This window comes from Vibrio sp. YT-18, from assembly GCF_033337345.1.
Classification (GTDB): domain Bacteria; phylum Pseudomonadota; class Gammaproteobacteria; order Enterobacterales; family Vibrionaceae; genus Vibrio; species Vibrio alginolyticus.
Window position 1 is genome coordinate 422,501 of sequence record NZ_JAWOQO010000001.1, and the last position, 12,861, is coordinate 435,361.

Annotated in this window: 16 protein-coding genes; 12 read left to right on the plus strand and 4 right to left on the minus strand. The window is 44.0% G+C overall.

Annotation, left to right across the window (positions count from 1 at the left end; genetic code table 11):
- Positions 1-56 precede the first annotated feature (56 nt).
- Positions 57-332: a nitrogenase-stabilizing/protective protein NifW gene (locus tag R7M72_RS01705; protein WP_033906505.1), complete on the plus strand. Its 276-nt coding sequence runs from the start codon at positions 57-59 to the stop codon at positions 330-332.
- A 117-nt stretch (positions 333-449) separates the two neighbouring features.
- Here R7M72_RS01705 and R7M72_RS01710 read toward each other — a convergent pair whose 3' ends face one another.
- Positions 450-1,550 carry an alkene reductase gene (locus tag R7M72_RS01710; RefSeq protein ID WP_318056003.1) on the minus strand — a complete coding sequence of 367 codons (1,101 nt, stop codon included), beginning with the start codon at positions 1,548-1,550 and terminating at the stop codon, positions 450-452.
- A gap of 11 nt (positions 1,551-1,561) precedes the next feature.
- A complete protein-coding gene (gene gloA, locus R7M72_RS01715) occupies positions 1,562-1,948 on the minus strand; it encodes a lactoylglutathione lyase (protein WP_005376490.1) in 387 nt (128 codons plus the stop codon).
- 211 nt (positions 1,949-2,159) lie between these two features.
- On the opposite strand from gloA, the gene R7M72_RS01720 reads away from it, so the two are divergent.
- Both R7M72_RS01720 and R7M72_RS01725 read left to right on the plus strand, forming a co-directional pair.
- On the plus strand, positions 2,160-2,588 hold the full coding sequence (locus R7M72_RS01720; protein ID WP_225491588.1) for a PaaI family thioesterase: 429 nt from the start codon (positions 2,160-2,162) through the stop codon (positions 2,586-2,588).
- 26 nt (positions 2,589-2,614) lie between these two features.
- On the plus strand, positions 2,615-3,004 hold the full coding sequence (locus R7M72_RS01725; protein ID WP_005376487.1) for a MazG nucleotide pyrophosphohydrolase domain-containing protein: 390 nt from the start codon (positions 2,615-2,617) through the stop codon (positions 3,002-3,004).
- A 43-nt stretch (positions 3,005-3,047) separates the two neighbouring features.
- Here the strand turns inward: R7M72_RS01725 and R7M72_RS01730 are convergent, their stop codons facing one another.
- Positions 3,048-3,923 carry a universal stress protein gene (locus R7M72_RS01730; RefSeq protein WP_053307641.1) on the minus strand — a complete coding sequence of 292 codons (876 nt, stop codon included), beginning with the start codon at positions 3,921-3,923 and terminating at the stop codon, positions 3,048-3,050.
- Positions 3,924-4,138: 215 nt separating this feature from the next.
- Between R7M72_RS01730 and R7M72_RS01735 the strand changes: the two genes are divergently transcribed.
- From R7M72_RS01735 to def, 6 genes are all read left to right on the plus strand, one after another.
- Positions 4,139-5,482 (plus strand): magnesium transporter, encoded by a 1,344-nt coding sequence (locus R7M72_RS01735; protein WP_033906508.1) that lies wholly within the window; start codon positions 4,139-4,141, stop codon positions 5,480-5,482.
- Between the two features lie 291 nt (positions 5,483-5,773).
- Positions 5,774-6,310, plus strand: coding sequence for an AAA family ATPase (locus R7M72_RS01740; protein WP_171342917.1), 537 nt, complete (start codon positions 5,774-5,776; stop codon positions 6,308-6,310).
- 113 nt (positions 6,311-6,423) lie between these two features.
- On the plus strand, positions 6,424-7,869 hold the full coding sequence (locus tag R7M72_RS01745) for an N-acylglucosamine 2-epimerase (RefSeq protein WP_193837986.1): 1,446 nt from the start codon (positions 6,424-6,426) through the stop codon (positions 7,867-7,869).
- A 419-nt stretch (positions 7,870-8,288) separates the two neighbouring features.
- Positions 8,289-8,618 carry a YceK/YidQ family lipoprotein gene (locus R7M72_RS01750; protein WP_017820979.1) on the plus strand — a complete coding sequence of 110 codons (330 nt, stop codon included), beginning with the start codon at positions 8,289-8,291 and terminating at the stop codon, positions 8,616-8,618.
- A gap of 32 nt (positions 8,619-8,650) precedes the next feature.
- On the plus strand, positions 8,651-9,115 hold the full coding sequence (locus R7M72_RS01755; protein ID WP_042520755.1) for an ABZJ_00895 family protein: 465 nt from the start codon (positions 8,651-8,653) through the stop codon (positions 9,113-9,115).
- A 234-nt stretch (positions 9,116-9,349) separates the two neighbouring features.
- Positions 9,350-9,856 (plus strand): peptide deformylase, encoded by a 507-nt coding sequence (def, locus tag R7M72_RS01760; protein WP_042520757.1) that lies wholly within the window; start codon positions 9,350-9,352, stop codon positions 9,854-9,856.
- Between the two features lie 72 nt (positions 9,857-9,928).
- Here the strand turns inward: def and R7M72_RS01765 are convergent, their stop codons facing one another.
- Positions 9,929-10,336 (minus strand): helix-turn-helix domain-containing protein, encoded by a 408-nt coding sequence (locus R7M72_RS01765; protein ID WP_042521113.1) that lies wholly within the window; start codon positions 10,334-10,336, stop codon positions 9,929-9,931.
- Positions 10,337-10,420: 84 nt separating this feature from the next.
- Between R7M72_RS01765 and R7M72_RS01770 the strand changes: the two genes are divergently transcribed.
- From R7M72_RS01770 to R7M72_RS01780, 3 genes are all read left to right on the plus strand, one after another.
- A complete protein-coding gene (locus tag R7M72_RS01770; protein ID WP_033906514.1) occupies positions 10,421-10,924 on the plus strand; it encodes a DUF2938 domain-containing protein in 504 nt (167 codons plus the stop codon).
- A gap of 226 nt (positions 10,925-11,150) precedes the next feature.
- On the plus strand, positions 11,151-12,179 hold the full coding sequence (locus R7M72_RS01775; protein WP_005376466.1) for a phospholipase A: 1,029 nt from the start codon (positions 11,151-11,153) through the stop codon (positions 12,177-12,179).
- Positions 12,180-12,272: 93 nt separating this feature from the next.
- Entirely contained in the window at positions 12,273-12,731 is a 459-nt protein-coding gene (locus R7M72_RS01780; RefSeq protein ID WP_042520759.1) for a hypothetical protein, read from the plus strand.
- Positions 12,732-12,861: the final 130 nt, after the last annotated feature.

Consider the following 12,861-nt stretch of genomic DNA (forward strand, 5'->3'; position numbering starts at 1 on the left):
GAACGTAAAGCGCGAGGCACTTAGACTCCATTGAAAATGATTACGCTAAAGAAACGATGACAGAGAATACGATTCAGGAAAAAATTGCCAGCTTTACTTGTATCGAAGAGGCTTTGAATTACTTCGACATCGAGTTTGATAGCCGATTTATCGAAAACAATCGAACCGAGTTGGTTAAGAGGTTTCACGGCTACTTAATCCTCACTAAACCGGATGATTGGTTTTCAGGTCGTCGTGCTTTAAAGAATGCTTACTGTAAAGTACAACGCAGTTTGCTCAGTAAAAAGACGCGCTCTGCGTGTCGAGGTTGTACATCTTGTCAAAGACGTTAATTCTGATGGCTTGCCTAAAAAGAACCCTGCATCTTGGCGTTACAGGGGGAAGAGCAAGGTTCTTTTGGTTTCGCTATTGGTTTGTCGCGAGTTGCGAATCAGCTTTACGTAGATGAATTAACCCGCGTGGTACGCAGGGTAGTCCACTAAGCCTTTTTCACCGCCGCCGAACAATGTGGCAGGGTCATGTTCTGCCAGTGGATAGCCATGCTTGATGCGGCTTGGTAAGTCGGGGTTTGCAACAAACGGACGGCCAAAGCCAATCATGTCAGCTAAACCACTTTCGATCGCGTGTTGCGCCTTTTCATCGTTGTAACGACCGGCATAAATCAGTGTACCTTTGTACGCCTCACGAACTGCGGTTTTAAAGTTGTGCGGAGTGTCTGGCGCGTCGTCCCAATCCACTTCTGCAATGTGAATGTAAACCACATTGAGTTTATCAAGCAGCGCTGCAGCGGCGGTGTAGGTTTCGACTGGCGTACTATCAACGGTGCCATTTAACGAAGTGAATGGTGCAAGACGAACACCAACGCGCTCAGCGCCAATAGCTTGCGTCATCGCTTCTATCACTTCACCAAGAAAACGCAGACGGTTTTCAATAGAGCCACCGTATTCATCGGTGCGGTTATTCGCTTCAGAATCGATAAACTGGTTAACCAAGTAGCCATTCGCTGCATGAAGCTCGATACCATCGAATCCGGCTTCCATCGCGTTTAGTGCGGCTTGGCGGTACTCTTCAATAACGTTCTTGATGTCTTGTTTGGTCATTTCACGTGGCACAACCACGTCGACAAAACCCGGTTCGTCTGTGCCGTTATCGACAAATACTTTCACGTTTTCTGCTTTTAGCGCAGAAGAAGAAATAGGTTGCTCACCGCCAATGTTATCAGGGTGAGTCACACGACCAACGTGCCATAATTGCGCGAAGATAACGCCGCCTTTCTCGTGCACTGCATCAGTTACTTTTTTCCAGCCAGCAATTTGCTCTGGGCTGTAAATGCCTGGTGTCCATGCATAGCCTTGACCCATTGGCGAAATTTGTGTGCCTTCAGCAACGATTAGGCCCGCTTCAGCACGTTGAGCATAGTAGGTCGCCATCATGTCGTTAGCGATATTACCTGGTTGAGAAGCACGAGAGCGCGTCATCGGAGGCATAACGATACGGTTTTTTAATGAGAGAGAGCCAAGTTTAATGGGTTGAAATAATGCGTCTGTCATAGGAAACCTCGTTATTTTTGAGTTTGGATGAGTTCGATTTGGTAACCATCGGGATCTTTAATGAACGCGATGTGAGTTTCTCCGCCTTTCATTGGACCTGGCTCGCGAGTAACGTTGCCACCAAGCGCTTTAATTTTTTCGCAAGCGGCGTAAATATCTTCAGACCCCAGTGCCATGTGTCCGAATGCGTTACCCAAGTCGTAACTGTCGGTATCCCAGTTATAAGTTAGCTCGATGGTCGCGCCATCTGGTTGATCAGGGTTACCAACAAACACCAGTGAGTAACGGTATTCTTGGTTTTCAAAACGATCCAAAACACTCATTCCCAGAACTTTTGTATAAAATTCGATAGATTTGTCTAGGTCAGCTACACGGATCATCGTGTGGAGAAACTTCATAAGTCGCCTTTTCATAACGTTGCGTAATCACTATGCAAACCATATCGTCACTCTAAATAAACTGGAAATTATCGTTAATTATTAAAATGATTATTTAGTGTTATGAAAAGCGAGGTTGCTGGCCCTGCAACATGCAAACAAAGATTACTCGCCGTTTCTTTTTAATTATTGGCATATGCTAATTACTCTTTTGAGAAACCGAGTAACTATCATGTCCACAAACAGCTACTGTCATTACACTCACGAGTCTCATCATCAATGTGCGGTTTGTTCTTCAATTAATGTGAATCCGAACTCTTTGGCCGTGAACTACCAATACCTAGCCGATGGCTCTGTTGTCGGAGAGTTTCACGTTTTACCGCGTCATCAGGGTTACACCGACCTGTTGCATGGTGGCATTGCGAGTTCGCTGCTCGATGGTGCAATGACGCACTGTTTGTTATTTAGAGACATTCAAGCCCTTACCGCGCAGTTGGATGTGCGCTACCATGCACCTATTGAGTTAGATGAGCACGTCACGATTACTGCACACTGTGAAGGTGAACGCCGCGGTATATATCAATTGGTGGCTCAATTGCTGGTCAATAATGAAGTTAGAGTGACGGCAAAAGGGAAGTTTATTCGTCCTAAAGAGGCGTAAATAAAAACTCGTTCTACGGAGAGATAATGAAGAAATTTGATGAGTTGTACGCAATTGCGACGAGAAAATCTCAATATGACCAAACCAACACTTGGTTTAAAGGCGTAGAGACTTATCTGGAGGCCATTGGCAAAGAAGTTGATGAAGTCCGCGAAGAGATTCGTGAGGATCGCCTTTGTCATTTGGAAGACGAGTTAGGCGATGTGTTGTGGAACTATCTTAACGTATTAAAAGCGCTGGAAAGAGAAAAGGGGATAGATCCTGAGAAAGTACTCGAAAGAGCCTGCAACAAATACGATCAGCGTGTATCTGCGATTGAGTCGGGACGCAGTTGGGATGAGATAAAACAGCAGCAGAAACAAGCCTTGAACGCAGAGCATGAAGCCGCGCAGTTAGAAGATGTAAAGAGCCAATAACTGCGCTTGGTATTGAAAGGGTTGGTCAATAGGGAATACCTAGTCAGCCCTTGGAACTGTTGACCAACAGTAGGTCACAAGGTGGTTGATCAAGTAACGTGTCTACAGTGCTGCCAGACCAAAATTGAGATGACATGCTTCGTTTACATGCCCCCATAATCAAAATCGCTGCTTGTGATTGCTTAACTGCTTTTGGTAACGCCGTTTCAGGGTTTCCTTCTGGCAGCAGTAGTGGTACTCGAGTTAACTTTTGCGCAGTAATAAAGTCCGTAATGCCTGCTTTTTGGTTGCTTAATATCTCTGCACGATAGCGAGAGAGGTATGGCGCGACGTATCGGCAGTAAACGAGCGTCATTTTCCCGCTTAAGGTTTGTTCCAATTTTGAGCCTCGCGAGACGATGGCTTTATCTACTATCGACTTTTCATCCCCTCGATGAAGTGGGTCGATTGCACAAAGCATGTTGGCGTGAGAAGGCCATGAACGCTCACTCAGTAGCAACAAGTCGCAATCTTGTTGTGCTAGTTCTGTGAGCATCGTTTGAATCTCGTGTTTGTTAAAGTGTCCCACGAGCAGTAAGTCAGTGTGGTCAACAAGCCGTTTCGTAACTTGCTCAACCCAATGACTCCCTTTGAAATGCTCGTAAGAGAGCGTTGGCGTTTCAAGCTCTTCTTCTTCACAAAGTTCGACAATTAATGCGTTGAACTTTAAGGTCCAAGATTCAAACTCAGCTTGTCTTTTTTCTATATGGTCAGAGTTGAAACTGAGAAAATGAGCGAATGCGTGATCTTCACTTCGGCGATGGTCTTCCACTAAAACCACAATAGGCTGAGCCAACGCTGTCGAAAATTGAATCACTTTACGAAGCACCTTACGACTTGGTAAGGCGGCCTGCTGAGTCAGAAAAAATACAGGTGCCATTGATTACTCCATTATCAAACAAGGCGAATGAGCCTGACACACATTCAAGTCTATACCATGAACTGATGCAGAGGCGTTTTGTTTCTGCGAGCGAAATATAAATTCCGCAATTAAGTCAACTATCGCCTAGAATTTTAACATCAAGAATTCATGCCTTCGGATAGCACATATCGTCAATGCGGCGAATGTGGTAGTGAAAGCTATAGGTAAAAGTAATGATAGATTCCAACCAATTGCAAATTAACCGCAAAGTGCCACATTTGCTTGCTGAGATCATTAAAGCGATAGAATCGACCGAAGACTTGAGCTTTTTGAAAGACTATCAAGAAGCACAGATTGCGAACATTTTGGAATCGGTCAACATTGCTTACCGTAAGCGTGTCATAGAAGCAGTGCCGCCTGAGAAGTATTGGACGGTATTAAATTTGCTCCGATACGACACCGCCAAGCACATTCATCAATCACTCAATAAAGACTTACAACATGAACGCTTGGCGTACATAACTGATTCTGAACTGATCATCTTTGCGGACTTTCTACCGACCGAATTTGTAGATGAATACCTTATTGATCAAAGTGAAGAGTCTGTCGCGCATATCCAACAAGCATTGTCGTATGAAGACAACAAAGTTGGACGTTATGCCGAGCCTCACTTTCTGGTCGCAAACCCTAAAAACAGCGTAGGAGGCATCAAAACCGAGCTGCTAAAACGTGGGCAAAGTCCAGTGCGGTTGATTATTGTGCGTGATGCAAGTGGTGTGATTGGTACGATAGAGCCGCAAACCCTGTTGCTGCACGAGAATCATATCAAACTTACCGACTTGACCGTAGTTACGCCAATTCTAGAAGATATTCAAACGATTCAAAGCGTCAGCAAACAAGTCTCGATTGATGGTGGAGCACATTGGTTTCCTATCATGGCTGGTGGCAAAATTATGGGCGTCTTGTCGATGGCGACCATTGCGATTACGTTGCGCGAACTCAGCCTACAAGCTGTAGTGGCAGAAAACGTACGAAGCGAAGAAGATTTGTTCACACCATTAAGCGTGGCGACAAGGCTAAGAGCACTTTGGTTGGTGATTAACTTGCTGACCGCTTTCGTAGCCTCCGCCATCATTGGGCTTTTTGATAATGTGGTCGAGCAAGTCGTTGCGCTTGCGATCTTAATGCCTGTCGTGGCGAGCATGGGCGGCATCGCGGGTAGCCAAACCTTAGCGGTGGCCATTCGGGGTATCGCATTGAACCACTTGCACCAAAGTAACTTGAAGCTATTGGTGAATAAGGAATTAAAAATCGCCACCATTAATGGCTTGATCATGGGATTAGTCATCGCGGGTGTCGTCTACATGGTGTTTGACTCTTGGCCATTGGCGCTTATTATCTGTTGTGCCATTTTCCTCAATAGTTTGGCGGCCGCGGCATCGGGTACGTTGATACCATTCACGTTGAAGAAGTTTAACATTGACCCCGCCGTGGCTGGCTCGGTAGTATTGACGACCGTTACCGATGTCGTTGGTTTCTTTGCGTTCTTAGGCTTAGGTGCCATTTTCTTGATATAGATATCCAATTGACGCGTTAACCAGCAGAACCAATCGCACCATTTCCCAACCCAGTATTTTGGGCGAGCTTGCTTCGCTCAGCATTCCTCCGTTTTCCATAACCGATGAACACGTCGTTTCGGTTCTTACTTTGTATATCTCTTCACTGCCCAGTTCTATTCCCCCAAATTTCCCACTACCGATCTCGCTTAACGCTGGCGTGCCAAATGCCAATTTCAAACGCCAGATGATGCCAATTTTCTTGGCTGTACACGCATTACTTCACTCAAACAAAAAAATAAGGAAACAATTTTGAATAAACTCATCGTATTCACTGGTGGTCCTGGTGCAGGGAAAACTTCGGTAATCGAACAGCTAAAAACACAAGGCTTTATCTGCGCGCCAGAAACCGGCCGTCAAATAATACAAACGCAGGTTGCCAATCACGGTTCAGCATTACCTTGGAATGACAAACAAGCTTTTCGAGACGAAATGATGAAGGTAGAAGTGAGCAATTACCGAGCTTTCAATGTCCACCAAGGGAATGTGTTTTTTGATCGCAGTATTGTGGACGTATATGGCTACAGTAAGTTGGAACAACTGCCAATCTCGCATGAGCTCATCACGCATTGCCAGACGCTTCGTTATCATTCTCAAGTATTCATTTTTCCACCGTGGACGTCGATATTCAGCAACGACGAAGAGCGAAAGCAAGATTTTTCTGAAGCGGTGGCTACGTATCAACAGATGGTCAACGCTTATCACAAATTTGGTTATCAATTGATCGAAGTGCCCAAAATGTCAGTCGAAGACAGAGTAGCGTTTATTCGCGGCTCAATCATCGAATAAGGCTGAAAGATGATTGATGCAAACAAATGCGTAAGGCGATTGTGACCACGACGACAATATGCGTAAAGGGAGTTATTTATACTGGATAAAATTCAATAACTTAATTGAGTGTTATGTCTTTTAAATATCTTACCTTATTGCTCGCAACGACGAGCATGAGCAGCTTTGCTGATGTAGGCCTGCCTTCGGGGGATGATTGGTTAAACCATGTGACGAATGGCCTAGCCCCATATTGGATGATGGAAAGCGCGCATGGACAACCTGCGGGGAATTTTCCGACTTTTCGTTGTGATAACGGTGTCATTCTCGACCCACAAAAGCCGTGTGAAGAATTAAACAAAGAGTGGATTAGCCCGCACTTCGATCGCGAATACACCCGCATGAAATCGCGCCAAACTTACGCTTATGGCGTGCTTTTTCATCTTACGGGTGACAAGCAAGCATTAGAGCTGGCAAAGAAAGGGGCTTATTACCTGATTGATCATCTACAAGATGAGAAAAACGGCGGCTTTGTGAGCTTTACGCGTGGTGGAAAACCGGGGATGGAGTGGCAACAACGAACTTCTCAAGACCAAGCTTACGCCTTGGTGGGGTTGGCGATGTACTACTACTTGACGCAAGATCCAAAGGTTGAACAAGCGCTTATCGACCAGCAAGCGTTTATATTTAAACAATACCGACGAAGCGATGATCGCGGTCTGGCTTGGGTTTTGAAAGACGGTGATGGGGAAGGTGCGAAGCAGCAAGAGCTAGTCGCTCAACTTGACCAGATCAATGGCTATCTGTTGTTAACGGCGCCACTTTTACCACCGCCAGCGCAAGCCAAGTGGAAGCAAGATCTGCAATGGCTGACGCAAGTGATGATAGATAACTACCATTCCGTCAAAGAGCAGCGCTTTTATGGCGCGATACACCACAAAGCGGTAATGATGCCAGATGCGAAACACAATGATTTTGGACACACCATCAAGGCGTATTGGATGACGTATCTGACAGGTCAGTTGTTGGAAAATTCAAAGTGGACAGAGTTTGGTTTCAAAGGAATGAAACACACGCTTAAACAAGCGCAATACCAGCAAAACTTTGAGCAAGTCAAAGCGCTCTTCTCTCCAGAATGGCAGGGTAAATGGACGCAAGAGAGCATTCCTGCTTGGCAATCAAGACCGCACAAGCATTACAGCTCGTCTTGGGAATGGGCAGAGCTCGATCAAGCGGCAATGACAGTTTCCCTTATTGATGGTTCGATGAAAGAAACGCTTCAATACACGTTACCCACTTTTATGGACGTATGGGTGGATCATCAGTACGGAGGTGTTGGTCTGAATCCTAAATCAACCAAAGCGTTCCATTGGGGAAATGGTTACCACCAGTTTGAACATGCGTTGGTCGGGTATTTGTACGCGCAACAAATGGCAAAACAGCCCGCCAAGCTTTACTACGCGCGACCAGCAGAGAGCAAAATGCCACTTAATCCATATTACTTTAGCGCAGACGTAAAATCGTTGTCGTCACAAAGTGATGGAGTCACCATCGCGACATTCACCAATATTCGACCTTAGGTTGGTCGATGGTGATGTGTTGGTTAAAGTCCGCGTAAAAGCCAATAAAATCCTCCGACAGCAAGTGCGACTATTAGCTATCTAGGTCTGTCACTAGATAAGCTTCAAGCAATAATGGTGTAGGTAATGCCCACGGGGCGCTTACAAAAAGCCGTCAGAACCACTGGCTTTGACGGCTTTTTATTCTATGACAGGTAGAGGCTTCAATTTTCAGCGCGATAGGTCCATGAAAACTTAAGTGAGATTCCAATCACGTCGCATAATCTCACTAGTGTCATTGGAAATAAATGAATTGTTTCTGATACATAGAACGTATTAACATGGTTGCACTGGGCCCATATGAGTAAACTTATTGAATATACAATTTGAGAGAGAGGGGTTAGTTTTAAAAAATAACAGTTAGTTGGAATCTAGGTTAAATGAAAATAAAACTATTTAAAAAGCTACAAGTTGTATTTCTTGTGGTGTCAGCATCTTTAATGGTGGGGTGTTCGTCTATAGATGCGCATGCTGGTGGCGGATACGGAAAGCCGTTTTCAGGCACCGCGTTATCAGTCGCACGACAACCTTGCTATTTAAGAGCTGATATTACTTCTATCGCGTTATACCCACTATCATTGATTGACATTCCTTTGTCGTTAGCAACGGACGTTGTGTTTCTTCCTGTTGATTTAGTCATGGTAGTTACGCCAACAACGAGTTATGGCGGTGTTGTTTCTCTAGGTTGTCCAAGCGGAAGCATGATCTAAAACGCTTATTTTATTCAAATAAATGGAAGGAAATGAAAGTGGAATTAAAAAATAACTATTCAGAATCAGAAATAAACCAGCCACCATCGGTACTTCTTGTTGCGTCTCTGTTGTGTCTGGCGTCCGTTTGTTGGGCTGCATTGCTGTTGGCCATTGAATATATTGTTGGGATAGAAATGAGTGGTACAGGCTTTCTTAGCACGTTAATCCCAGCCATGAGTGTTGGTTATTACTTCGGCTACAAGACTGGAGATGTAATGCCATCAAAAACAAGATGGTATGCTGTTTTACTGTGGACTTTAGCAAGTTTGGTAGTGTTCTCTCTTATCTTAATGTCGTTAGATATTTCTCCGTTTTATTTATTATCTGAGCTCGGTGGGGTAAGTATTTTTATTGCTATCATAATGCTAATAACGATTGGCATCGCCTACTTAATTTTAAAAAGTGGTGAGAAAATGGCGATTAGAGTATTACTCAAAGCCAAGGAAAGTCAGTAGATAAAATACAACAAACGATTCAATTAGGATCATGACAAGACGTCAGCCATAATGTGCTGGCGTTTTAGTTTCCTGTTTGTAGGATTTTTTGTCTAAAAGGCAAACCCATTTATTGTGTTGTCGTTTGAGTTAATGGTTTATGCCTTGTGCGCAAGATAGCTTAGCAGGTTTATGTATCGAGAAACGTGTGTATAATTCGCCACGAATTACGATTTATAGATATGAAAGGTAAGTATGGCAGTCCTCGAAATTCTCTCAATTCCTGATCCAAGGCTTAAAGTAAAAGCAGAAAAAGTCACTGATGTATCGACAATACAAACGCTGATAGACGATATGCTAGAAACACTTTACGCAACGGGCAATGGTATCGGTTTAGCTTCAACCCAAGTGGGCAGAAAAGAGGCGGTTGTTGTCATCGATATCTCTGACGAACGCAATGATCCTTTAATCTTGGTTAACCCAGAAGTGGTGAGCGGAGAAAACAAAGCACTTGGTCAAGAAGGGTGCCTATCTGTTCCTGAGTACTACGCAGATGTAGAGCGTTACACGTCAGTTGTTGTTTCTGCACTAGACCGTGATGGCAACCCGATTACAATCGAGAGTGATGAGTTCTTAGCGATTGTGATGCAGCACGAAATTGATCACCTATCTGGTAACTTGTTCATTGATTACCTTTCACCGTTAAAGCAAAAAATGGCGATGAAAAAAGTGAAGAAGTACGTAAAATCGCAAGCTAAGTAATATGAAAGGAAGTAACTCACAACCGCGAGTTACTTCCTTGTAAATCAAGAATAGGAAGGTAGTGAGAGCGGTTTATCTCTGTTTTTGGGGGACATAACGCTTTACGACCTTCATAAGCTTCTGAAATGAAGAACAGTCCATATGTGACTCATGAGGGCAGGAGGCAACATGGTTTAGGCTGTCTCGCACCGCTTTCAAACGTTTTATTTGCTCATCAATCTCAAGTGCCTTTTTCGTTAGTAAGTCACGATCGATATATGGCTTTGAAAATTCTGATTGATTCAACATTTCTGCCATTTCGTTAAGCGATATTCCAGCGATACGCCCCAAACTAATTAAATTGAGTGTATTGAGTACCTCTGGTGAATATTGGCGTCTCAATCCATTCCTTCCTATCGAGCGAATTAACCCCAGCTGTTCGTAATACCTGAGCGTTGAAGTCGGCAATCCTGATTTTCTAACCACTTCTGCAATATCCATATTATTCCCCATTGACTTCAAGTTGGCTTTAAGTTGTAGCATGCAACTAAGACCTTAACAAATCAAAAACTTGAGGAGAGAAAAATGCTGCTTTTAATGGGATTGCAAGCGGTGCTAATAGGGATTGGTGCCACTTTGATAATGGATTTATGGGCATGGTTACAAAGGAGAGTGTTTGGTATTCCTTCATTAAACTATGCGTTGGTTGCGCGCTGGGTTTTGTACATGCCCCAAGGAAAGTTTATGCATGCGCCAATTATGGCGTCAGAGGCGATGCCGGGAGAAAAGTCACTTGGCTGGTTTTTGCATTATGCCATCGGCGTTACTTTCGCTTTGGCTCACGTTACTGTTTTTGGTCATCATTGGTTGGTAGAGCCCAGTCTAATGCCCAGCTTAATTACAGGCGTGGTAACGTTGATCTTCCCATTTTTGGTCATTCAACCTTGTCTAGGATTTGGTTTTGCTGCGAGTAAAACCCCAACACCTTGGAAAGCCCGTTTTCTTAGCACATTGGCGCATTTGGGTTTTGGTTTGGGTTTATTCATAGCCGGGTTTGCAATCAAAGTTACGAGCCAGTATTTTGCATAGAGAACATGAGCATCATGCAAACGAGTGGTTTTTATCTATGATGCTCAACTCTTGGTTGTTTTTTGCGCTTTGATCATAGTTGACCGATATGTCTAAAGTCTGTTGCATTTATCCAAGACGTAAAGTCGGCGGACATTTAACATTGCCTTAACGTCAGAATGGCAAGCGGTTTACCAAGAAAAACTAAAATTATCTGGTTTGACATAAAGAATATTAAGGGTTTCAGATGGCTTCAAAAGTGGCAGGGATATCAATACTGAGTTTATTGGCAGCGCCAGTTGCGATGGGAGAAACAGCCAGTGCTTATGATTTATGTTTGCTAGACAAAATAAAGCAAAGCAAAGGTGAAGAAACCATAAAGAGCATTCGCGCGCAGTGTGAGCTTGACACAGTAACCAGCACAGTGCCCGCTGATCCAGAAATTGAAGAGCCTGAAGAACTTCAGGAAAGTTTGGTCGACAAGCGTTTGGAATCAGAACGAGAAAACGCGTTCGAACCGTTTAGTCTGGTCGCGCATCGCGTTAACTATATTCTTCCGTTTACATACAGTGATCGTGTAAATAAACGCGCGTATGCCGACACCAAATACGGCGATGAACTGCGTAAGGAAGAGGCGGAGTTCCAAATCAGTTTTAAAGTACCAATGAACTATGATGACTTGTTGTTTGATGGCGATGGTCTGTTTTTTGGAATGACTCTTAAATCATTTTGGCAGGTATATACGGGTGCAGCATCTCGTCCATTCCGTGAAACCAATTATCGTCCAGAGCTTTTTTACTACACCCCAACTGACTGGAAACCACTTGATGGTTCGACTTGGTTAGGTTTTGGTATTGAACATGAGTCTAACGGTCAGAGACAGGAGCTATCGCGCAGTTGGAACCGTGTCTATGCCAACGTAACCTTTGCAAAAGACAATTTTGCGGTTTCTATCCAGCCTTGGTGGCGTATACCTGAAGATGAAAAGACATCGCCTAATGATCCCAAAGGTGATGATAACCCGGATATCGAAGACTATATGGGACACTTTGAGCTATCGAGTGCTTACAAGTGGAATGGTTACGAGTTTACCTTTTTAGGTCGCCAGAACTTTCAAACACATAAGGGTTTTGCAGAACTGGGAGTGTCATTTCCGATTTGGGGCAAAGTTCAGGGGTACGCACAATACTCAGCGGGTTATGGTAAGAGCTTGATCGACTATGATCATAATCAGCAGCGGATTGGTGTTGGTATTGCAATCAACGGTGTTTTGTAGTTTTTCGTAGATGGATAGAAATTAACACTGGCAATTGAAATTTCAATATTTAGAATGCGAGGCTGAAATTGATTTCTAACCTAGAGTGATTTTATGCTTCGTGATTACACCTTCGATTGTCTTGTAACTATGCCTCGCCATGAGCTGGAAGAGTTTAGTGCTCGTATGATCAGTAAAATGGTGCCAGAAGACGTGATGAATGAGCTGTTCACTTTTGATCAAGAAGAAGTGGATAGTGAAGACCGCATGTTGTCTGCACGTCTTGATGCAATGCTACGCATGACAGCAATCGCACTGAGTGAAATTCAACAAGCGTTTGATGACTCAGACAACGCAAAGCAAAATAGCGAGCGAATGACGCGATTGGTGCTTTGGCATTTCTACGCGCTCTCATTCCGTTTGGAAGAGGCCATCACGCTAGAAACACACTGTGCTCTAGTGGAAAAACTAATCGAAAATGCACCTTCGGATGTTTTTGCGTGGGTAAAAACATTGACGGAGCTGCTGCACACTTACGCTGAAATCAACGCGAAAGAGAATCCTCAAGACTAAACCCCTGTCGTTTATCGTTCAGTAAATTAGAAACAAGGCGAGCCATTTGGATCGCCTTGTTTTTTCGCGTCAGATAAACCTTCGGGTTTGAAATACCAAACAAGCCTAGACTCAGATTTGTTCGTTCACT